The organism is Niabella digestorum (assembly GCF_036409055.1).
Taxonomy (GTDB): Bacteria; Bacteroidota; Bacteroidia; order Chitinophagales; family Chitinophagaceae; genus Niabella; species Niabella composti.
This window is the reverse complement of the sequence record NZ_JAZGLY010000006.1, coordinates 143,134-167,444: the sequence shown is the minus strand read 5'-3', so window position 1 is coordinate 167,444 and position 24,311 is coordinate 143,134. Positions and strand designations below refer to the sequence as shown.

15 protein-coding genes are annotated in these 24,311 nt (G+C 40.0%); 2 read left to right on the top strand and 13 right to left on the bottom strand.

Translation table 11 applies throughout. The annotated features are described in order from the left end of the window. Positions 1 to 256 precede the first annotated feature (256 nt). Positions 257 to 1,021: a transcriptional repressor AgaR gene (agaR, locus tag V2H41_RS11300; protein WP_330975265.1), complete on the top strand. Its 765-nt coding sequence runs from the start codon at positions 257 to 259 to the stop codon at positions 1,019 to 1,021. A 4-nt stretch (positions 1,022 to 1,025) separates the two neighbouring features. On the opposite strand, the gene V2H41_RS11295 is transcribed toward agaR, so the two are convergent. Then, a complete protein-coding gene (locus tag V2H41_RS11295) occupies positions 1,026 to 1,931 on the bottom strand; it encodes an AraC family transcriptional regulator (RefSeq protein ID WP_330975264.1) in 906 nt (301 codons plus the stop codon). A gap of 144 nt (positions 1,932 to 2,075) precedes the next feature. On the opposite strand from V2H41_RS11295, the gene V2H41_RS11290 reads away from it, so the two are divergent. Beyond that, positions 2,076 to 4,427: a DUF5703 domain-containing protein gene (locus V2H41_RS11290; RefSeq protein ID WP_330975263.1), complete on the top strand. Its 2,352-nt coding sequence runs from the start codon at positions 2,076 to 2,078 to the stop codon at positions 4,425 to 4,427. 46 nt (positions 4,428 to 4,473) lie between these two features. Here the strand turns inward: V2H41_RS11290 and V2H41_RS11285 are convergent, their stop codons facing one another. The 12 genes from V2H41_RS11285 to V2H41_RS11230 form a co-directional block, all read right to left on the bottom strand. Next, positions 4,474 to 5,796 (bottom strand): DUF3472 domain-containing protein, encoded by a 1,323-nt coding sequence (locus V2H41_RS11285; protein WP_330975262.1) that lies wholly within the window; start codon positions 5,794 to 5,796, stop codon positions 4,474 to 4,476. 113 nt (positions 5,797 to 5,909) lie between these two features. Beyond that, the gene (locus V2H41_RS11280) at positions 5,910 to 9,275 is read right to left on the bottom strand and encodes a glycosyl hydrolase (RefSeq protein ID WP_330975261.1); all 3,366 of its coding nucleotides are present in this window, start codon (positions 9,273 to 9,275) and stop codon (positions 5,910 to 5,912) included. A gap of 79 nt (positions 9,276 to 9,354) precedes the next feature. Next, positions 9,355 to 11,364 carry an aceric acid hydrolase gene (locus V2H41_RS11275; protein WP_330975260.1) on the bottom strand — a complete coding sequence of 670 codons (2,010 nt, stop codon included), beginning with the start codon at positions 11,362 to 11,364 and terminating at the stop codon, positions 9,355 to 9,357. Positions 11,365 to 11,398: 34 nt separating this feature from the next. Beyond that, complete coding sequence (locus tag V2H41_RS11270) at positions 11,399 to 13,570, bottom strand: alpha-L-rhamnosidase-related protein (protein ID WP_330975259.1); 2,172 nt, start codon at positions 13,568 to 13,570, stop codon at positions 11,399 to 11,401. A 1-nt stretch (position 13,571) separates the two neighbouring features. Continuing rightward, a complete protein-coding gene (locus V2H41_RS11265) occupies positions 13,572 to 15,146 on the bottom strand; it encodes an SLC5 family protein (protein ID WP_330975258.1) in 1,575 nt (524 codons plus the stop codon). Between the two features lie 59 nt (positions 15,147 to 15,205). Continuing rightward, positions 15,206 to 16,291: a Gfo/Idh/MocA family protein gene (locus tag V2H41_RS11260; RefSeq protein ID WP_330975257.1), complete on the bottom strand. Its 1,086-nt coding sequence runs from the start codon at positions 16,289 to 16,291 to the stop codon at positions 15,206 to 15,208. A gap of 26 nt (positions 16,292 to 16,317) precedes the next feature. Next, on the bottom strand, positions 16,318 to 18,846 hold the full coding sequence (locus V2H41_RS11255; protein WP_330975256.1) for a right-handed parallel beta-helix repeat-containing protein: 2,529 nt from the start codon (positions 18,844 to 18,846) through the stop codon (positions 16,318 to 16,320). A gap of 129 nt (positions 18,847 to 18,975) precedes the next feature. Beyond that, positions 18,976 to 19,467 carry a DinB family protein gene (locus V2H41_RS11250; RefSeq protein WP_330975255.1) on the bottom strand — a complete coding sequence of 164 codons (492 nt, stop codon included), beginning with the start codon at positions 19,465 to 19,467 and terminating at the stop codon, positions 18,976 to 18,978. Positions 19,468 to 19,544: 77 nt separating this feature from the next. After that, complete coding sequence (locus tag V2H41_RS11245) at positions 19,545 to 20,780, bottom strand: hypothetical protein (protein ID WP_330975254.1); 1,236 nt, start codon at positions 20,778 to 20,780, stop codon at positions 19,545 to 19,547. Next, the gene (locus V2H41_RS11240) at positions 20,764 to 21,366 is read right to left on the bottom strand and encodes a histidine phosphatase family protein (protein WP_330975253.1); all 603 of its coding nucleotides are present in this window, start codon (positions 21,364 to 21,366) and stop codon (positions 20,764 to 20,766) included. The genes V2H41_RS11245 and V2H41_RS11240 overlap by 17 nt, the downstream gene beginning before the upstream one ends. 48 nt (positions 21,367 to 21,414) lie before the next feature. Beyond that, the gene (locus V2H41_RS11235; RefSeq protein WP_330975252.1) at positions 21,415 to 22,854 is read right to left on the bottom strand and encodes an FGGY-family carbohydrate kinase; all 1,440 of its coding nucleotides are present in this window, start codon (positions 22,852 to 22,854) and stop codon (positions 21,415 to 21,417) included. Further along, complete coding sequence (locus V2H41_RS11230) at positions 22,854 to 24,293, bottom strand: FGGY-family carbohydrate kinase (RefSeq protein ID WP_330975251.1); 1,440 nt, start codon at positions 24,291 to 24,293, stop codon at positions 22,854 to 22,856. The genes V2H41_RS11235 and V2H41_RS11230 overlap by 1 nt, the downstream gene beginning before the upstream one ends. Positions 24,294 to 24,311: the final 18 nt, after the last annotated feature.

Genomic DNA, 24,311 nt, shown 5'->3' with positions numbered 1-24,311 from the left:
TTTATTTACGCAAACGTTTTCATGAACAACGGGCAACACTACACTATTATTTTAAAAAGTAAGGGGAAGTAGGGCTTTTGAAACAATAAAGTGCTGCATTTTGCCGAGAGCAGTAATATTTAAAAATAGTACCTCCTATTTTTAACCTTTTGCAGGCAGTAAAGTCAAACACATTACAATCATTTTCTAGTAGTAACATATTTAAAATGAGAGAATCATTACATTTAGTATTTTTGACACCCATATTCAGTAACTAATGAGCAACCTACTAGAACGGCATCAGCAAATTATAGAACTGATCAAAAAGGAAGGAAGTGTAAAGGTAACAGACCTCTGCGCCCTGCTTAATGTGTCTTCCGTTACAATAAGAAAAGATTTGCAGTTTCTGGAAGATAAAAAACTGCTGTATCGTACTCACGGTGGAGCCACACTCACCAATCCGTATATTGCTGATCGACACGTTGAAGAAAAAGTAACATTGCAGGCTGCAGAAAAACAAAAAATTGGCGCTTATGCAGCCAAGCTCATCGAGCCCAACGATTGTATTCTGATTGCCTCCGGAACCACGGTTCAGTATTTTGCAAAAAACATTGTGGCTAAAGAGAATCTCACTGTTGTCACTTCGGCACTAAATGTAGCACTGGAGCTCATTCACCATCAGGGAGTGGAAGTAATACAATTGGGAGGTTTAATGCGTAAAACTTCCGCTTCTGTTACAGGTACGTACGCCGAAGCAATATTAACCGACTTTTCCTGCAGTAAACTGTTTTTAGGGGTTGATGGTATTGATTTAAATTATGGACTTACCACGTCTAGTATGTCGGAAGCACTACTAAACCGAAAAATGATCGAAACTTCTCAAAAAACAATTATCCTAGTAGACTCCAGTAAATTCGGGAAACGCGGATTTGGCAAAATCTGCAATATCGACGATATTGAGCAAATTATAACCGACTCCAACGTCTCAGAACACACCATTAAAACGCTGGAAAGTATGGGGGTGGAAGTAACGATAGTCTAAATAATTAATGCTTATTAGCAGCACGATATTTTATTGGGGGCATTCCAGTAATTTGTTTGAACCTCTTAGAGAAATAATACGGGTCATCAAAACCCAAATTAAGAGCAATTTCCTTAATAGATTTATCCGTAAAATCTAACTGCTGGCACGCCTGCTGAATTTTCATCTGCATGAAATAGTCCATCGGAGCATACCCGGTTTGTTGTTTAAAAAGATTGGAGAACCGTGAAACAGAGTAATTGGTATGAGCACTAATTTGCTTAAGTGTTAACATATCGGTTATATGCTCCTGCATATACAAAATAGCATTCTCCACACAGCCCGGTTTAGTATCGGGGGTGGCAGGATGATGGCGTGAATTATAAATAAACAAGGATAAAAAATGCTGTAAACTGATATTAGCGAAAAACAGATTATCCAAACTAAACCCCAATTCAAGCGTCTTATACATCTTATTAAACACAGTGGGCGCTTCACCATTGTCTTTAACAAGGCGAGGCTTGAAATGCTCCTTCACCGTATGCATTTTATTAAACTCAGGTAAACATTTACCACCAAAATGTACCCAGTAAATGCTCCAAGGGTCATGCTCTGTACTACCATAGGCGTGCTCTACATGCTGCGGAAGTATAAAAAATTCGTTCGGCCCCACTTCATGCTTCTCCCCATCCAACATGTACCACCCATATCCATCTACACAATAGAAAAGAAAATTTTCAGGAAGTCCATGTTTACGTTTTGTATAATGTCCTTTAGCCTTGGGATAGAACCCCAGACTGGCGATATACAGATTATTTAACAATGGGTTTACTATAATATTAGATCGCAATACCGGTTTGGGTATTTCAATTCTTTTACGTCCCACTCCATACCAGATATTTTTATGTGATCCTTGTTTTACTTCCGTCATGACAAACCTTCTAACTTTTCTGAATATGCTGGTTCAGATCTAATCAAAAATAGGTTATTATTAAAAAAGTAAAAAGTACAATATACTTATACATTGCATGACTCCTCTATAACAGAAAGGTTTAATTCCTTATATTCGGGCACGATGAAAATTTTAAAAAGAATTACAAACTTTATTTCATTCCTACCTCATCTTTTGGATATGGGCAAAGTTTGCTTATTGCCTTTAGCACTTTTATTTCACTCATTTGCTCATAGTCAGGTACTACCTGATTCCTACAATATCGTTTGGACTTCTCAAAGCAATAATGCCAGTGAATCTATGCCTGTAGGCGGAGGTGATATTGGTTGTAATGTGTGGGTGGAGAATAATGACTTACTGATGTATTTTTCGAAAAGTGGAAGTTTTGATGAAAATAATACATTTCTGAAAAGTGGTAGAATACGACTTCGATTTCATCCCAACCCATTCAACAATGCCAGCTTTAAACAAGAACTGATACTGAAAGACGGATATATTAAGATTGAAGCTGCAGATAATAATATTCGACTTCAGCTAAAAATATGGGTAGATGTTAAACATCCGGTCATACATATACAAAGCCAAAGCAGTAAACCGTTAAAAGCGGAGCTATTGTATGAAAATTGGCGGTATACTGATCGCTTACAGACAGGCAAAGAGAATAATGCAAATTCCTGGAAATGGGCCAAACATGTAGATGTTGTTACGAAAAAAGATGAAATTCATTACGAAAACGAAGGTATTGTATTTTACCATCGTAATAGTGGTGCTGATGTATTCGATGCAACAGTAACACAGCAAGGTTTGGATTCTGTCAAATCACAATTATTTAACCCTCTTAAAAACCTTACAAGTGGGGGATTTATCAAAGCTCCTCAATTTATACAAGGCTACGTAGATAGCGGCATTTATGTAAACACACCCTACAAAAGCTACAGTCTCATTTCAAAAGCCCCACAAAAGCATCATTCTATTGAAATTTTCCTCTACAATGAACAAACGGAAACGCTGAAACAATGGAAGGATGCGGTATATCGACTTGCAAAAAGCTATCGAAGTAATCATCAGCAAACAATCCGGTGGTGGAATCATTTTTGGGAAAGAAGTTTTATTGTTATCGATACATCTCAATCGAACACCGAAAGTTGGCAAGTAGGTCGCAACTATCAGCTATTCCGATACATGCTGGGATGCAATGCCTATGGATCTTACCCTACAAAGTTTAATGGGGGACTTTTTACGGTAGATCCTGTCTTTACCGATAGTACTATAAAAGGCACACCGGACCATCGCAACTGGGGGGGCGGCACTTTTACAGCACAAAACCAGCGGCTGGTATATTGGCCTATGCTGAAAAGTGGTGATATCGACATGATGAAACCCCAGTTTGATTTCTATAATAGAATTTTGCCTACGGCTATACTGCGCACAAAAATTTATTGGGGACATAAAGGAGCCAACTTTAATGAGCAAATAGAGAATTTCGGCTTACCCAATCCTACAGAATATGGCTGGAAACGGCCCGCAGATTTCGACCCCGGCATTGAATACAATGCTTGGTTGGAATACGAATGGGATACAGTGCTCGAGTTCTGCATGATGATACTACAAACCCATTTCTATACAGGAAATGATATTGGCGATTATATTGCGCTCATTAAAAACGCATTGGTATTTTTCGATGAGCACTACCAGTATCGGGGTAAGCTTAGGAGCAACAAACCACTTGATGAAAACAATTATTTAATTCTCTATCCTGGATCGGGTGCAGAAACGTTTAAACTAACCTATAATGCTAGCGCCACCATCGCTGCATTAAAAGCAGTAACAACAGCATTATTAGCCACAGGAACAAAATATCTCACAAGTGAAGGAAAACAATATTTCGAAAAATTTCTATCTCGTATACCTCCCCTTCCCTTTATGAGTTATAACGGTAAACCCACGATTGCTCCGGCCCGGCTTTGGGCAAGGGTAAATAATACCGAATCACCACAACTATATCCCGTGTTTCCTTGGGGGCTTTACGGAATAGGAAGAAGTGGGTTAGATACTGCTATCAACACTTATCATCTAGACAGTTTTGCATTGAAATTCCGTAGTCATATTGGATGGAAACAGGATAATATATTTGCTGCGCGCTTGGGTCTCACAGAAGAAGCGCAACGCCTAACCACTCTAAAACTGAAAGATAGCGGAAGGCGTTTCCCTGCTTTCTGGGGGCCTGGATTTGATTGGGTACCAGATCACAATTGGGGAGGTAGTGGTATGATTGGCCTGCAAGAAATGCTACTCCAAACCGTTGACGATACAATTTATCTTTTTCCTGCATGGCCTAAAGAATGGGATGTACATTTCAAATTACACGCTCCTAAACAGACCACTGTGGAAGCGACTCTTAAAAACGGAAAAATCACATCGTTAATAGTATTACCTAAGGAAAGAGAAAAAGATATAAAAATATTATTACAATAACATAGTACTTATTAGCAGCTTAACTTAACCTAGAATCGCCACACAGCTATGGAAGTTCATCAAAATTGATTGAAGGAGGGCTTCCCTTTATAGGTCGTTTAAAACGTGATTGATAGGGAGTATAATGATTGAAAAAACCACAATTCCGTAGAAAGAACTGATTTTTCAATACACCTCCTGCATAATCCATGCGATAGCCTTTCGCTGCAGTATTGTCATAAGTAAAAACTGCCTCATTAAGCTCATGCCATTTATTATTAGCATCACAAATCCACTGATTACCGAACAACACCTGACGTTCCTGGTCTCCCTGCTCTGGAATAAAGTTTTCCAAAAACGAATGCAAGCGCCTCAAATAGGTATCAGTATAAGGGCGCTTAAAAGAAGCAATCAGTTTCCAGCTATTGGTTTCGGGTATAAAAAAATATGCAGTGTAAATAGTATTATTATTGCCATCAGGTTCTCCTTTCAGTAAGAATCGATAAGTAGTTCCTGCTTTCCAATTATAGCGCCAGAAACTCTGCCCCCCCGATCCTTCGTTTCCAAATTCACCTGTATATACACCCTCCCCTTTCTTCAGCATAATAATACGCTGATCTTCGGGTATACTTTTAGGATCATCGGTATTGTATGGACTCCAGACAGAAAACAATACACGTCTTTCTGTTGGAGAATTAACCTGTATACCAAAATACCCTTCTCCAAAGCCATTCGCCATAAAATAAGACCCCAGTTTGTCTTCACCCTCTGGTACTGTTATTTCATTATAAAACCATTTTGCTTTTATTTCTGAATAAAACGGATAGGACAAGTGCACAGAAGGTCCTCTTCTCCCCCAGTAAAAAAAGTTGCCCTCATTATTGAGAACATAATTTACTCGTGAAGTAATAACAGTCCCTCCTATTTCATAATGCGACACATCCGCAAAAATGTTGCTTGTTTTAGAAAGGCCTTTCAATGTTATCTTAACATAGCCAGTATCCTTGATTTCCCAAGTACCTATCGAATAGAGACGAAAAACATTTCCATCTACTGTTATATCTCTCGGCACATTATTAATAATAACCCTCAAAGAACTCCTACCTTCAGTTTTTGCACTAATTTTTAGATGCAGTTTCCCTGGAGTGCTCACCCTGAAATAAGTATCGAATTGCGTACTAGCATCAGTCCAATTAACAATACCGGTATTCGAAATTACTCTGGAACGCGGTTGAATAGGTTTGCTCCATGTATTTCCTCCTATAGGAATAATTAGTGAAGAATCTTTTATAGGTCTACTAGCTACTAGAGCAATGTGATGATGCACAAAAGAAGATGCGAGGACTGTGCAAAGAATTACTATAAATATTAAAGAGCAGGTTCTTTTCATGGCTAATTTTTAGATTATCCAATTCAGGAAACTTAAAAATAATGAAGAACCTCTTAGAAATGTCACCAAAAATAAATATGCGCAATCGATTGAATAGATTGGGAAATATGGAATTATTGCTCTATTCTAATCCGTCCCGATATGCCTGCTTTCTGCAGAGACTTTCCTTTCAATAACTCTAAATTAGCTGAAGTCCAAGTGATACGCTTTTTTTCAGGCAAGCTAATATCGTATAAAAGACGGTTCAACCAAGTATTAGTCACTGTGATCTCAATATTATTTATCCCCTTTCGGATAGCATCCGAGATATCCAATCGGTATGGCGCTGTCCATAAAGTACCACAGTATTTGCCATTAATAGAAACGGATGCGATATTAAAAACACTATCAATAATAAGATAAATAGGGCTATCTTTATTCACATCAGATAATGAGAATTGTCTTTTATATATAGCAGATCCTGAATAATATTTTATACGAGGATCATTTTTTTCATTCCACAATTGCAATACAGGAAAATCAACAACTTCTGTAGGTCCACCCATCTGCTGATCAAACTGCACTGACCAGTTACTTGATATATCATCAAGCAATGAACTAGTCTGCAAAAACTGATTCTTTGTAGACAATACTTTTGTCTTCTTTCTAAATATAATGAATACAGATTGATGTGTATCCAAGGGAAGTACAATAATGGTTCTACCATTTACAACCCTCCAATCGGACACCGGGGTAATGGAACCCGTTACAGGATCCGCAATCTCAGGAGTATATCCCTTAACTCTGAAGGATAATGTAAATTGAACAGGTTTGCTCTCCTGATTGGAAACAAAATAAATATGTTCATTATTAGTCTTCCTATGAGTCCAAGCAATTTTTTCTTTATTGGCTGTAGCATCCAAATCCCGCTCTACTCCTATCCTTGCAAATGTTTCTTCCATATAAGGTATGTCAATTATATTGCGACTACGCAACAATGCTTTCCATATCTTTTGCAACTCTTCGCTGTTATCTTTAAAACCTATAGGCTCCTTATGTCCTTTATCAATAAGAATAATAGCACCAGCCCTTGACAATTCTAACAATTTTATTGCAATATGCAAGGACATTAGATGACTATTAGGATTCATTAGCAATTTTTCGGGGAAAACCAAAATAGCATACTCAGCACCAGACTCAAATACCACTTTTTTATTTTTAACTTTAGCGCCCAATAATGCATCAGGATTAAAACAATCATACTTATACCCTCGCAGGGCATCTGTCCAATCTTCCGGATCGGCCATATTAGCCGAATGCTTTACCCCATCAGGAATGGTACGGAGTGGCTGATCTTTATTTTCCAAACGTTTTTGCTCCGATAGCAAGCGTTCCTTACCAAATATTCCAGGCAGCGTGTTCACTAATCGATCAGGCAAAATGGATCTTCGAGGCACTTCCTCTCCTGTAAAAACAGCAATATCAGCAACGGGTTTCCCATACTGAAGCATAGCGGAAACCCTGGTCATATAATCAATCCATGCCCTACTTTGCTTAAACCAAGTCTGATCGCGTTGATAAAAAAGACCGATATTACTGAGTGTCATACCAGGCTTACGATCCAGCCATGGATTATGTGTCATTACATGCAACACCATTCTATTAATTCCCATAGCAAAATTGCGGTCCCCAACAACCTTTATATTACCGGGATGCTCCGTCCAGGCCATTCTTAAATTAGTAAAAGCCTCTGCCTGCACTATATTCTTTCCATAAATATGCGCTGCACTGATGGCATCCAACATATCATTAGGCTTGTCATGTGTAGGACTATGTAGCCAAAATTCCCCGGTAGGATAATCCACTGTTTTAAAATGTAGTAAACCGTCGCTCACCATGGTAGGAGACACGTTTTCGGCCATAAACTCACAATCTTTTTCAGCAGACAGTTTCCGAAGCGTTTTATAAAAAATATCATTCACTAATTCTGCAATTGTTTCCCTCACATCATGTAGTATCCTTTCGGAAGTGGCGGCATCCTCTATTGGGGTACCCGTCATCACTAATAGATAAGGTAAAAGATCGTATCCTCTGCGTGCTTTAAATTCGGAGAGAAAGTTTTTACTCCAATTCTGACTCCCAGCCTCCCAGCTATCGATATAAAATATTTTAAGCACTTCTCTGGCAAGTCCGGGATCGGTCATTTCAAACACTTTACCAAACCAATTATCAAAATGAAGTTTAATGGCCTCCGCATCAAATTTATCACATTCCAGACCTTTTGCTGCGCCGCCCGTTGCATTAGTATGCCCTGTAGAGGTATGGCCTATTCGCGTAATAATCCAGTTCGCATCATATGGTGGCGTCCAATGCAGCTGTCCGTCTTCATCCATCTTGTCTGTAATATTGATAATCCTGTCGAAAGGTATGGCATCTTCTTTGCGTACGCACAACTCATCTGTATTTGTTGCCACACGCCACACACTTCCATTCTTTGCTTCAATCTGATTAATTACCGGCTCATCATTCAAATAGATACCTTTTACCTTCAGTGAAGGTTTCCACTTAGCAGCATCCAAATCCTCAGCGCCCGGCTCCGAACCATCCTTACTCCACAGAAAACGAAAATACATTGCCGTTGTAGCGGGTATAGAAAAAGTATAGTCTTCATCGCTGTCCTGCCAGCCGTGCCTTGGCGGTTGTAATTTAATTATCGTGTCAAACTCGATTCCATTATAACCTGCCAATACCGTCAACCTTAGGGCCTGATAATTATTACCTCCAGTACGTATTTTCAGCGATCGTATCGTAAACGGTGAAGGATATTTATATTGAATCCAACAAGCAGTATCACTTTTAAAAGATTTGGTGTCATCTATCGGAAAAGCAAGGTAAGAAGCTCTTTCTCCTGTACTGGTGATAACAGTAGGTACCAGAACCGTATCACTAAATGCCTGCGCACAATTCGCTGGATAGGCAAATACTGCGACATCCTTATAAAAATTTTCGTTAGCCTTAGGTTGTTCTAATACGATAGGATCGTGTAAAGGTGCTTTTACATATGTTTTTGTCCACACCAGTTTTTGCATGGATTGCTCGGGTTTGATCCAAGGGCCACCAGCCAACGCAAATCCATCACTCATGTGCAGAGACATCTTCATGCCTAGACGTTTGCACTCTCTTAAGGCATGATTAATCATTTCCCACCATTGAGGAGATAATTGACGGGCAGGATGGGGATACGGAATCCGGGATACCGTATCATAAATACAAGCCAGATATACACCACCAATACCGTTATTACGTAACCCTTCGAGATCGGCGGTTATACCCCCTTTTGATACGGCGCCGTGCATCCAATACCAAAGCACCCAGGGTTTAGCTGACTCTGGGGGATCTCTAAATATTGCATCGATTGACGCCCCACTTTGTTGGCCATTTGCTACACGTAATCCCAGTGCTACTAAAACAGCAAGCAAAATTTTAAACCCAATATTCATCCGCAATCATTAAATCAGCGCTAAAGATATTCTTTTTAGCATAAGCAGCAATTTACAACTATCAAATTATAAAATTCCACTATCTAAATATTGGCATCCAGACGGACATATCGGATAGTCCTCTGTTGGCCCATGTAAAGTATGGGATCAGTTTAATCTGTGCGGTGTCCACTGTTTTTGGCACTTCATTATACAATCTACCTTCCCAATGATCAGCTTTCAATACCGGCAATTGAGCCTCCAATGCCATAATGCGAGTGTTAGCAATATAAGTGGGAACAGGTTTAAGATTGGCATCCACAGGCATCATAACATTAAATACGGAGTGCTCGGAGGCATCTGCTGATTCTATGCAATACACGATGGGGCCTCGTTTCACTGCTACTTGATTACGAGTTTCCTCTACGAGCGGATGCGATGCCAATAATGTTACCGGCATATCCAATTCAAGGGCGATTTTATCTCCCTGCTTCCATTTTTTATTCAATGCAAAATATTGCCCGCCTTTTACTACTTCTTCTTTACCATCCCAATAAATACGCGCATTTTCACACCAGTTGGGAATTCTTAGATAAACATTAAAACTTTTATCAGGAGTTTTTGTAAACACGATATTTACGTTTCCATCCCAGGGATAATCAGTCTGTTGTTTTAGTGAAACTTTACTTCCATCAGCAAGTGTAATATCAGCATTATTACTACTATAAGTATTAATATAAAACCCCTCCCGGCTTACACTATACATATACTCGCCTACTTCGGCTAATGTGCGTACTAAATTTGGGGGACAGCAATTAGAAATATGAATATATGGCACACGACCTCCCGACCATCTTAGAATATACGGGAAAGTTTTATTATGTGCTAAAGGATTGGTATAAAAATATCCTGTGCCATCAAGGCTCACACCACTCAACACACTATTATACAAAGCAAGTTCAACAATATTCATATATCGCTCTTCTCCCGACAATAAAAACATGCGATAGTTCCATAATACATTCCCTATATTAGCGCAGGTCTCATTATGTGCTGTGAGATTAGGGAGTTGATAGTCGCGGCCATAGGCCTGATGCACACGCTGCACCGTGTCTGGATTGTAGGATATACCATCAACTGACACCCCATCGTACAAAGCCCCACAACCTCCCGTTACATACATCTTAGTATGGACAATATTATTCCAAAGACGGTCTAAAGTTGTTTTCAAGGTTTCATCGCCATTTTCCGCATACAGATCTGCCACACCTGCCATCAGATAATTAGCTCGCACAGCATGCCCTACGATACGCTGCATCTCTCTAAATGGTGCACGGTCACTATTATCATCCGTGCCGTCAGTAGTTCCTCTGATATCAATTAGCTTTTGTAGTAAACTCAGATATTTTGAGTACTGAGTAGTACGATATAGCTCAGCTAATCCCATATAATGTGAAGGGCAGATAGCATTTCGAGCTTGCTCCGGTGTGGCCTTATCATAAAACTCAATCAAAAAATCCGCAGCTTTAACAGCAATGTTTAGCAAAGATTTTTTTCCTGTCGCTCTATAATGCACACAGGCGGCTGTCATTAGATGTCCGAAATTATAAGCTTCGAAACTGAGCCTGTCATCAAACATCTTCACTACACCCGAAGTTTTCTGTTCGATAATATTCTTAGTATATATGTACCCATCGGGCCGTTGAGCTTTTTCAATAACAGCAATAGCTTCATCCATCCACTTATCCAATTGCTCATTCTTAGTTACTGCATAAGCTGCTGCCAACGCCTCTAGCGTTTTGTAAAAATCGCCATCATGAAAAGACGGTCCTCTAAAAGCGCCTTTTTCGAGCCCTGCAGCAATCTTAAAATTTTGAAAGGCGTAACAAACTGTATCGCTCGTATATATATTCCATATTGAAGGAATCATTACTTTATTTAAAATCTCAAAACGATCACGCCAAAAACCTTCTGTAAATTTTATATTACTCCAACCAGCCCCCCAAAGCTTTGCATACGGGCTCCTGTGTGTATTAACTAATGCATCTTGAGCATTCAAATTCCAAATACTCACTATGCTTATTAATATAGTAAGAACAAATTTCTTCATACCCTATTATTATTTTTAGCAATCCCTTGCACACTTAGAATGCTTGATAAGTGATTTGATACCGCTTGTTACTTTCTATTTTCAGCTCATACAAATTATCCCCTCTTTTTACAAAAATGCCATCCTTGCACTTAGGAGGAATTTTACTTTTCAATATCAACTTACCAATACCTACAGGTGATAATACTTGCAACTTTGTAGTACTGCAGTAAACCTCAATATTACCATTAGGCGTCGGTACTTTTCCCTCCATCCACTTTAATCCGCCTAATGCAGGCTCGATGGTATATGTTGCATACCCAGGCGACGTAGGCTTCACACCTAAATAATATTTTCCCAATAAATATAGAGGACTCGCTCCCCATGCATGACACAGACTTTTACCATACTTTCTGCCATACATAGCGTAATGATCTGCTCCGCTTTTTTGAGGATTATATTCTTCCCAGAATGAAGTGGCTCCCAACTTTAACATCCCACCCCAGTAGGATTTCATTTCCTGTGTCACATAGCTTTGTTCGCCTAAAGCACATAGCGCTTCCAACTCATAAAATCTCATATAAGGAGTGGTAATCGGAGGTACACGCTTATTCAACAATACAGAATCTTTAACGAAGGACTTCTGCTCATCAGACAAATAATCAAAGAAGATTGCAAACATATTTGCATACCGTGTCACATGATGAGTAGGGCTCCCCTTGACAAAGCTATGCACAAATGCCTTTTTTTGTTGGCTCCAATAAATATCAAAAAGCTTTTTACGCACATCTCCGGCAAGCTTAGCGTATTGCTGTGCATCTTCTTGCTGTCCTACTATATCGGCAACTAAAGCCATCGTTTCTAGACTACGTGCAAATAACAATTGTTCAAAGCTCACAGCACCTTCCTTGCTCAAACCTTCGGCCCAATCAATAAAAACCCAGTCGCCGGGCAAGCCTTCCAGCAAACCATCTTTATTTCTTCTGCCCAATACAAAATGCATCAAAGATTTCATCCGATCGTAATTGTTACGCACAAAGCTTACATCTCCACTATATAGATAGTAATCATAGATACTCAAGAACCAATAGAGTGTATAATCCATTATAGTATTAATATGACTGGTAATGGGATCTTTACCACGTAATGCCAGTATGGTACGTTTTACTGTTTCATTATCATTGGTGAGGTAGTAATTCATTAAGTAGCTTTGGTACGCATCACCACTCCAAATCCATCTATCTCTTTTAATACCATCTATAAAAAACTCACGCGTGCTTAAGTGAAATGTATATTTAGCAACCTCATAAATCTGATTAATTTCTTCATCATTGCATCTAAAAGATCCTTTATCTTCCAGATCGGCATATTCATAAAGCATGGAAACTTTCTCAAAATGCACATCCGGGTCCGTGAAGATATTAACATATCGAAAAGCTTTGGACAATTCGAATACAAAATCCCCCTCCTTTTGATCTATATATACCTTATCAAATGTCTCCGTGTGTGTTGTATCCAAAGCTTCTTCACGGCTTTCTCCGTAGTACACTGTAATTTTACCTTTCCCTTTCAGTTTATGCAACTTGATAAAGCCAAATGTCTCCTTGCCGAAATCCACCAATGTACCAGCACCGACAGCTGTCATACTAACGGCATCTTGAGGGCGTACCGGTAATTTAAATTGAGAAGGCAATTGTTCAGGTGTGTTAAAATTCCAATATCCTGCATTTACCCATTTAGTGGTAGATATATCCGATGTTTTGCCTGTTTCATCTATCCACTCCTTATCTTCATATGTCAGTAACCAAGAGCTATCGCTTTTAATCGTTTTTCCTCGGACAAAAATAGCCGGTACCGATTTTTGATTAAAGACTTTAATATTAATCTTGTGTTGTCCTGCCGGCACAAAAATTTTCTGCGGATATCCTTCAAAAGCTTTTCCATCCAGTTTTACATTGTACTGTCCTTCAACATAGATTTCTACTTCTTCATCTGCAGGCACATCAAATACCTTGTGAAAATCCACTAAAGGATAATGGTTATCAATTTTCCAGAATACGGGAAAAAACGTTCCGCGCTCTGTACGACGATTCTGCATTTCATTGGACAACCATATCTCATAGTCGCCCGGATACCAGATCCAAGTTTGAGCAGACAGGTTGTTACCCAAGCATAGGGAGGAACAAATAAAACATGCAATTCTTAACAAACAATTCATTCTTCTCATACTAATGAAATATTATATATAGTACAATCATTGCAATCACTAGCGCCGTCCATGCCCTCTTAACACGTAAAGTAGTAACGGGTATTTCTTCCTCTATAACTGTGGCCTTTTGTGGAGTAGGGTCTGCAATAGAAATCACCACAGCCAAAATCAGCAACAATAAAAAGATTAAAAAAGATAAAAACAGATAATGGGGCCAAAAGGAATAACTATTTGCCGGAAACACCCATAAATACAATACCCCTATAAATAAACTGATAATAGAGCCCCATATCAAGGTAAAATTCACAGCTCGTCGTGTAAGCGGTTTCCAAAACACTGCCAACAAAAACACTACTGCTAATGAAGGTGCGATAAACCCAAGCACAGCCTGAAATACATCGAAAAGGTTTAATCCTTTAATACTATCAATAGCTATAGCCATAAGGATGGCAAAAAAACAACCTGCAACAACAGTCATTCTGCCTACTTTGATGAGCTGCTGATTATCGGCATTGGGACGAATCTTTTTAGCATAGATATCGGTAGTGAAAACCGTACTTAAAGCATTCAAAGAAGATCCAATCGTTCCTACTAACACTGCAATCAGCACCACTATTACCATCCCGTTCATACCTGGAGGGAATAAATTCGTAACAAGCGTCATATAGGCTTCGTCTGGACTACTCAGATTAGGATATAACACATAACAAACCACACCCGGAATGATAAACAATGGCAAGGACAATATTTTTAACCATCCTATAAAATTCACTCCCAACTGTCCTTGTTCAAGATTACGCGCACCTAACACCGACTGCACCATCGCCTGATCCGTACAGAAGAATGCAATAGCTGAAACTGGATAACCCAACAAAATAGCATACCAAGGATAAGCCTGGTCTGAAGCGGGTCTTATCATACTCCAGTATTCATCCGGTGTTTGTTGTATCAATGCCCTTACCCCTCCTACTTTATGAATACCCATTACACAGAGCAGCAGGGATACGCCAATTAGCAAAATCATCTGAAACACATTTACCTTGGCAATAGCTTTCAGTCCACCTGCAAATGCAAATAATCCAGCAAACAACACCAACACAATTACTGATTGCCACATGGGGATTCCCAATATTTGTCGTACAAGAAAACCGCCTGCAAATAGTCCCAACGACAACCAGGATATAAGAATTTTCACCAATGCGTACCAAGCCAGAATATTGCGAGTGCCCTCACCATACCGTTGTCCCATAAATTCTGGCATGGTGGTTACTTTACTGGCAATATAACGAGGCGCAAATACCACCGCCAACAAAAGCAAAAACACGAAGGCATACCATTCAAAATTACCGGCCACTATGCCTGTAGCATAGCCAATACTGGCAAATGCCAGTAACATTGAAGGGCCTACATTGGTTCCCCACATATTGAACCCCACATTGTACCAGTTAAGAGATTTTCCAGCCAAAAACAGGGTTTCATCTTTTTGCTTCTTCCCTCCAAAACTGGCTTTATATCCTATAAATAATAGTATTACTAGGTAAGTAATTACTATGACATAGTCAATCGTTTGAAGCTTGGATAGAATTGTATTCACGTTAATGCTTCTTTTAAATAATAATTACATGGCGATTTTGAAAAACGCTGCATAGAATGTTACAACCCGACGAGTTGCGAATCCAAACCATACCGCTCTAATATTGCTTTTATTTTTATGGGAGTTCCTTGTTTAAGACTTTCATCCATGGCTTGCAGCAGTGCTACTGTTCCAATTCCTTCTGATATATCGGGATAGGCGGTAAATTCCTGCTCAATCGAATCAACGAAATATTCAAGGTAATTTTGATATTCGCCCGCATGATGACTTTGCCCTTCAAAACGGTAATAGTATTTTAAGGCATTATCACCCCAGGTAATTATTTTTTCCTCTCCGCTCCGGTCAGTAATTGCATAACGCAACTCATGGTAATCGGCTTGACTAGCCCCTTCCGTACCTCGCAAAACAGTACTCATACCACTTTCGCGGTAAGGAGGCTGAATAGGAGATGTATATACGCCGCTCACACGAGCAATTCTTCCATCAGTTGCCTTAAAAATAAAATGCATAGTATCCTCATGCTTCAGACCAGCTTTTTTACCATTAGCGCTGATCATTCCATACCCCATCACCTCTTCTATATTAGGCAAGTACCATCTGACAAAATCTACCGGATGACTTAATCCACCATATAGCCACTTAAAAGCCTCTTCCAAAGCCCATTTCTTTTCTAAAAACCATCGATGATCGGCGTGATAATGACTTTCTACTGTAATAAGTTCGCCAATTTCACCATTTTCAAAATCTTTACGCTGACGCATTGCGGGCTCAAAAAAACGAGAGCTTTGTCCTACAAAAATCTTTTTACCCGTTTGCTTTTGCAATTCCAATAAGGGTTTTGCATCTTTTAAGTTATCAATAAATGGCTTAGTGCATACAACATGCTTGCCATGCTTTAATGCCATACTGATATGCTCAGCATGCAAATGATCAGGCGTATAGATGGCAATGATGTCAATATCCGCATCCTTTAGCATATCTTCATACTGCGTCGTGTAACGGTCAAAATCAAACTCCTTACAACGCAGCTTGCAAAGATTCTCATTGACATCACACACCATTTTCAAATGCAATTTCTTGCTCTGTAGAGCTGCGCTCATTGTACTCCTACCCTCTCCCAGTCCTAATATTCCAATAGTTAACATTGCAATAAATATTTAAATACGTTCAATTATTTATTAAGCTTTTTGAAAAACTTCCACACTTCTTTATCCTTTGCGCCTTCTATACTCTCCTGATACTGCGCCATAATTTGGTTCCATTCTACTACACGAGGATTATTCTCAATTGTTTTGGGATTTAGTTCATTCAAGTTTTTTCCCTTTGGGATGCTGATAACCAACATCAGCTGCCGATCTCTTGTAAAGCAAAGCAGCTGCTCAAATTGAGCATTACAGAAGCCCTTTGCGACTTCGGGCCATTCATCAAACTGCACATCATGATAATGGAAATATTCCTGCTGCTTATCTGCATCTTCCACAAGATTTGCGGTGAGGATTATATGTTCCTTTTCCTTATCTGAGAAAACTTCTTCACTACAATTACTTCTATCAAAATGATAATAAAGATGATAATACGCTCGTACAGTTAGTTGAGGAAACTCTTTTTTCAATTTACCTTCAAAGACCGATAAGTCCTGTATCCTATCAAAGATGACATATCTATTCTTCCATCGGTAGATACTATTGGGATTAACATTATTTTGCTTTAAGAAGGCTTTAAGTCTATCCTCATCTAATTTACTTTTTCTATCAACTATTATCTCCACTAATTCTTCATGCTCCTTATTAATAGGCTGGTTTACAGTATGAGCAGTTTTTTCTTTCAATAAATAATGATACTGCGGTTCGAGGCCTGCTAGCTGTTTCACCCGCGCATCCACCTCTGGTCCGTTGTGCTGCCATTGGTTGCCGGGGCCATTATTATTTTGAAGATACTTATGAGAAGGAGTCCAGTTATTTTTAATAGTTATATACGCAGAACCTTCATCAGTATACAAATAAAACCAATGAGAGGGCAAATGGGCGTAGGGGGCTTTAAATACGCTATCAATATAATTTTCACTAATAAGCGTACCGGGTTGTGCACTTAAGGTATAAATACCCGCGCAGTCATAATTCTGTTTCCCAAAATGATGAATACGATTAGCGATAATTCTGTTATCCTTCATCACATTGGGCTGAGGGCTCCATCCCCAGCCTAAACTAATACCCGAATAGTTTACATTCTCAATTTCATTATGTTTAACAGTGGTATTACGCACGTAACCCAAGCCGATGCCCACAGCACCCCAATCCTCATTTGTAGCATCGGTAATTAGATTATTGGCAATTACTATGGAGTCAGTAAATATTCTTTCGTCCTGTGGATTATAAGGCAGATGTATCTCCATACCATCCTCGGCAAACATACCTGCTAATATTGCAGTACCACCGATGTCCTTAAAAAGGCTGCCTTTAATGCTACTATGTTTAACACCCTGTATAAAGTCCAGACCCGTGGATGCTACATGCTGAACTGTACAGGTTTCAAAAGAAATATCATGTGCAAAAGAAACCTCGATAGCTGCCGCAGGACGTACAATCCATGCCTGATTTTCCAACGAAGCCTTCTCCCTAGTACCGGCAGGTCTTAGTTTATAAGCATCCGTCATTGGCATGCCCGCCTGATGCGGAACATGGCCCATTAATGAAGGACGATTCCATGCTGCATATTTGAAATGAATACCTTTAAAATAAATATGCTGTACGACAGCATCGGCAGTGCCGGATATTTTTATTAGTTGCTCTTGCACCGGCACAACCACCATAGCCTGGCCGAGATCTTCGCCCTCCCGAGGCCAATAATAAAGTTTTCCAGATGAGTGGTCTGCAAACCATTCTCCCGGTTCATCTAAAAACGAAATGGCATTGCTAAGATAAAAAGCCGAGTTGCCTGTTTCTTTCGATAACCAGGGTGCCGGCCAAGGATGCTCGCTCTGTATACGACTTTCTGGCTGTCTGAAACTCAAGCGTGCGCTATCCCCCAACCGCTGCATATTATTAATGCGCAGAATCGCTATTTCCCACCATTGATGAATGAACATTTCGGCGCCTTTTACTTCTGTAAATGAAGAAGGAGGTGCCGGAATCAAACAGGTTTCATCTTTTTTATCCCAAGTGAGGATACGCTGCATCTCCATGCCGTTAGGCCATCTGGCCCTTACCGCTTTTTTTCCATTCACCCATAATTGACGCACTGGAGGTAGACCATATAATGCATCTGGCAAATCTGCCACCCATACATGGGGCATAGCACTTTCAGACAAACCTTGTACAGGATACTCTAGTTTTTTCCATCCACTTACTATAGCTCCTCCGCTAATAACGACTTCTCCTGAGCCGTCAGTTTGAATGATTGTAGGACTATGTGGTGTTCCGGAATCTTCTGGCCTTATAAATACAGGCTCCTGTAAATAATAGGTACCCGGCCGAAAAATAATATGAATAGGTTGTGTAAGTGCCGCTCCATTCAGACGACGTATCTCTCTTACTTGACGTAAAGCAGCCGCAAGTGAAGCTTTAGGCCGATGTAAAGTTCCTGAATCAGCATCATTCCCATTAGGAGCCACATATACATCCACAGTCTGAGCTATAACAGAAGTAATTAGCCCGACAATAGAAAAGATAAAAAACAGAACATATTGCAACAATCGTTTCACCAGCTAGGATTTAACCGTAAATTTACCGAAGGGCTATTTTTCCTGCATGGTGGTTTTTATTGTTGTAATGTAAAATCTTACTACTTGCTTGCAATATGTCCTGTATAAAAACAAGGAGTGGTTTTGGGCTTAAAATCTTTCCCAGAAGAAAGGAGGCTCTATGCCTAATGCCCGTAGATAAACATATCCTTGGCCACGATGATGAATCTCATTGTCTATGGCATATTGTATTATGCCTATCACCGACATGTTGTAGGCACCAAACAGGCTGATCTCCTCTCTGAAACGCTCCGGCTGAATCTGCGACCATGAGGTATTAATAATATCAGTAGTCTGATCCCAGGACTCGAGTATATCTGCCTTCTCCTGAACCTCAGGCATACACTCTTCTAAAGGGCGAATATTCCCTGTTACAATCTGCTGCATACTTCCTGCAGCAACGGCAATTATTTCTCTGCAGAGTTCAGCAAATGGGCGCATCCCTCCAATGGAAAAGTTAAACAAATCCTTTTCCGGAAAAATTTCTATAACCCTTCTGGTTAGTTTACGATGCCCTTGCCAGGCTACTAGTAATTCATCTTTGGTAAGAATAGGACGTTCAATAGAAATTGTTGTGCTCATAGTGTTATTTTTTTTCACAACAAATTTCAATAGGCCGGGTGACAACCCTTTGTCAGCAAGAAAATCGGCAATATTTTTTATTTCACCTTTTCAAATGGAATATCCGGATTGCCGGTCCACCGATACAATTGAAGGTTACAATACTGTTTTTTTTCTTTAGTAGTACCGTTTTCAGAAATATAGAAATAACCGTTTCCTAATGAATGTATCCCGGTAGCACCCCACTTAAAGTGCCACCCGTATGTATTGGTTTTAACATCATAAGATCCGGCTTTTGCCAATTGCAATACTTTCCCCTTTTCACCATTATCAAATCTCTTTAAAGTTTCCAGTACTGGTGCTTTCCCTCCATCTATTGCAAATAAGCCATAGTTGGGGAAAAGAGTTTTTTTCCCGTTATATACTGCGGCGAGCCAAAATCCCGTGTAAGGATCATATTCCAAATTCTGGATACCATAGGTAGTATTGCCTGTATACACGAAATACTTATTCAACGGCTTATCAGGGCCTATTGCTTCAAAATGATTTTGAGATAAGCGACGTTCATACTTTTTCAGCTCTCGTGGATCGTATTGTAAAATCACTTGATAATCGTTGTCGGACCGCGACGTGTCGCTGTATATACCATAAGCAACATTCAAATAAGTTTTGCCATTTTTCTTACCAAACTGCGGACCAAAAGAGATGCCATCAATGCCACTACAACCATAACGATGTTGCACTTCTTTACCCTTATGCTTTACAGTTGCAGTATAATCATCCAACACCTCTTTCAAATATACAGTTGTTAGCACCGGATCTTTTTCGGCATGCATGCCGGGTCTTGTAATCTTTTCAGGGTCAAAAATGGCTATGTAGAAAGAACTTCCTTGCTGCTTCGATAGCAAAGAATCATTTCCCAAACCCTTCAAGATTCCCTTCCCAATGTTATCGCTCTTATATTCTAAAGAAGCGTATAGGCGTCCATCTTCAGGATTCACATCCAAGCATCCCAGATGCCCCAAAAAGCCTTCCACACTTCCTATTATTTCACCTTTAAGATTAGTTTTTACAAGACTTGTTGTAAAAGAAAAATAAGCATAACCCCGTTTTACATCCACCACTACTCCCTGCACGTGAAATTTACCGCCTTCTATATAAATATTGCGAGGTAGACTATTTATAGAAACAACGGCATCTTGTGCGGATGAGGAGTTACGAGACGCGTTACATCCCGCCAAAATCAACACACTCAAAAGCAAAACGAGATAACCTTTTCTATTCATGGTTTCCACATTTAGATAATAACGCCAGCGCTTATAAGGATTGTGCATTCAATTTTTTCAGGACAAATCTGCCATCATCGTGCAGCTCAAAATAAGTAATGGAAGAATTTTCTATATCAAAAGAGCGATAATTAGAGAGTGGCATACCTAATTTTTCTGCCATGTATAGGCGATTTACACCATTATGAGCCACAACCAGTATCAATTGCCCGTGATGTTTTTGAAGCATTTCATTAAAGAAGTCATTCACACGCTTCACTACATCACCACCCGACTCTCCTGTACCACCCGCCTTTGCAGAACGAGGATCGGCCATCCATTCTTTCCAATAAGAAGGGTTTTCTGCATTAAATTCCTCTTTTGTTTTTCCTTCCCATAACCCGAAATCAATTTCTATAAGGCGTTCATCTGTAGTTACAGGGCGATTGCCCGATGCTATTTCTGCAGTTATTCTTGCACGTTGTAAGGGAGAAGAATATACTGCATCTATATTAACACCTTTTAAGGAGGCAGCTACTTTTGCAGCTTGCGCCAAGCCCTTTTCAGTAAGCCCCAAATCGGTTCTTCCGCAATATTTGTTACCCGCCGCATTGTAGGGCGTTTCTCCATGTCTTAACAATATTACTCTTAACATCTATCTTATGTTGAATGATATACTAAAGTAAGTTTTTAATTAATTATTCTATTTCAGAAATCCTTTATCCTTCATCGTATTCAGGAAACGTCCGTACAAATCATTATACTGCTGGTGCATATCAGAACGGGGGGAAATCCATTTTTCTGCCTGTGTAAGAGCTGCAGTCGCTTCGGTGATATCCTTAAAATAAGTGGTGGAAGCTGCCACGATGGCTGCACCCACAGCTCCTGATACATATTTCATTTTACATATTGGCTTTTGCATGATGTCGCTACGTATTTGCAGCCAGATATCACTATTACTGGCACCTCCTGCAGTATAAATTTCAGAAACTTCTTCCCCTGAAAGATTACTAATTAATTCATACGCGTAACGCTCGGCATAGGCTACTCCTTCCATATTGGCCGTGTACAACACTTCCTTCGAAACATTTTCAGGAGCAAAGCCTGATACTTCAGGAGCTAGGAAGGGGAAGCGCTCTCCTTTCTGCAAAAGCGGATAGGCAATTTGTCCGGTAGGTGTGAGTGTAACAGCTGCATTATTGTAATGCTCCAGCTCATCTTTAAATCCGGCAGAAACCCAGTCCGCACCGATATTTCCAGCCCCACCCGGCATCCAAAAACCAGCAGGGTGCCTATGATTATAAATCCGATTCTCCGGGTCTTTAATTTCTTTCACCGAAACCCCCTTAATCACCAAGGTGGTGCCGATTGTGGTATTCCACTGGCCAGGCCTCATGGCGCCTGATGCCACTTGAGAAGCACATCCATCGGTTAAACCAGTAGTAACTGCTACATTAGAAGGAAGTCCCAGCTGTTGTGACAAATCTTTATTAAGAGTTCCGATGACTCTTCCCGACGGTAGCACCTCTTGCAACCAATCTTTTCTTATCCCTAACACATCACTAATGTAATCAGGCCAATAAAGGGCGGCAAGATCAAAACCAGATTTCAATACATTAGTATAATCCGTCACATGCCATACACCGCTTAACTTCCCTGTTATAAACTCGGCTGCATGAATCCATTTGAAAATACGATCGGCCTTCTCAGGAAAAGTGTTGATAAACCACACCATTTTAGCCAAACCGGTAGACCAACTAAAGCCGGTAAATCCATGTGGGTGACGTTGCTTTGCCACAGCCGTACAATGCTTAGCATGCTCTGCCGAGCGCTGATCACTATACATAATGGCATTATGCAAGGGCTGATATTCTTTATCAATAGGAATAACAGTACCTGATGTAGAATCCACAGCCACCGCACGAACAGCTGCTTTTTGAAAAGCCGATAACTGTGCTACAGCCTTCTCTAAACATTGTACACATACCTCCCACCATTCGTTGGGGTTCTGCTCCATTCGCATTTCGGGAGATAAAGTAAATCCCTGTTCTGAACTGGCCGCAATATTACCCTTATTATCTAATATCACTACTCTGAGCCCCTGTGTTCCCAGATCAATCCCTATAAAATATGCTTCATCCATCAGAAAATCTTTTTTAAGAGCGCTCTATTATCCTTCCACTGTTCATATAGCTGCTGATGTTGCTTATCGTCCATAGGCTCAACTTTTTCATAATCCTGCACAGCATAACTATCTATCTTCAATGCATTGTTGCAAATCATCATACCACCCACAACCGAAGCATGACGATAATTATCACGTATTCTGATTTCCTTTCCTGTCAGATTAGCAATAAACTGCCTCAGGATTTTACTTTCTAAGCCTCCTCCACAAGTCCAGATATAAGACTTGTCGTAATGTGTTACAGATACGAGCGTTTTATAATTTTCATAAATACTGCATGCCATATCCCAAAGAGTAGCCCACATGAAGCTTCCTCTCGAAAGCTCATTGTTTACGGGAGTATTGAAAATAAATCCACCTCTGATAAGTGGCTTGGATTCGTCTGCTATTAAAGAACCTAAAGAAGCTACACACTGATAATCGCTTACAGATTGTATTTCGCGCTCAATCACTTCGTATCCTTCATTGGGATAGAAAATCTTTTTCAGGCGTTGATAGTTTAATCCGGTAACACCAGCATTGGCTTCTACCATAAAACTATTCTCATCTATATGTCTTCCTGTCCAAATACGCTGGCGTTCGTCCAAATCATAAGTTGCTGACAACTTGATAATAGGTGTAGTGGTTCCAGAAACGATTACAATATCCCCCTCATTGGCACAGGTGCTCAATACTGCCAGTTGCGTATCAGCTCCACCTACAATTACCTGAGCTTCAGGATTAATGGATAAGCCTTCCGCTACCTGGGGCTTAATCTTCCCTAATACGGTTCCCGAATCGGACAAAGGAGGCAATAGCGACGAAGGGAGGTTGAATTTTTCACATAAAGCATCCGACCAAGATTTACGCGCTACATCATACAGCAACGTTTCTGATGCCTGAGAGTGCTCGTAATGTTCTACTCCCGAGAACATGTATTCAATCCAATCACTAATGCTCAAGAATGTATCCGCCTGTTCCCATAAATCCTTCCTACCTTCTCTTAATCCCACCAGTTTAAATGCCGAAAAGAGTGAAGTAGGGAATCGTCCTGTAAGACGGTACACTTCATCTTTATTTTGCAAGGTATGCTCCCATGCTCTTCCTCTGTGATCGATATTCGGCATTCCGATTACGGGTATACCGGCTTTATCCAATACTACAATACCTTCACGCTGGCTGGTAGCTGTAATTCCCAGCACTTTCACCAGGCCAGCCTGCTTTAATGCGATAGCTGTAAGTTCCAAAATCAGATCCCATAAAGCCGCCGGATCAAAATAAATAGAATCGTCATATTGATGATCTCTGATATACGGAACATCTTCACGTGCTGCACCTAGTATACTCCCATCTGTAGCAATTACAGCTGCGCGCAAATTGCCTGTTCCGAAATCTATAATAATATGAGCATTCTTCATTGTTCTTTACTTTTTAAA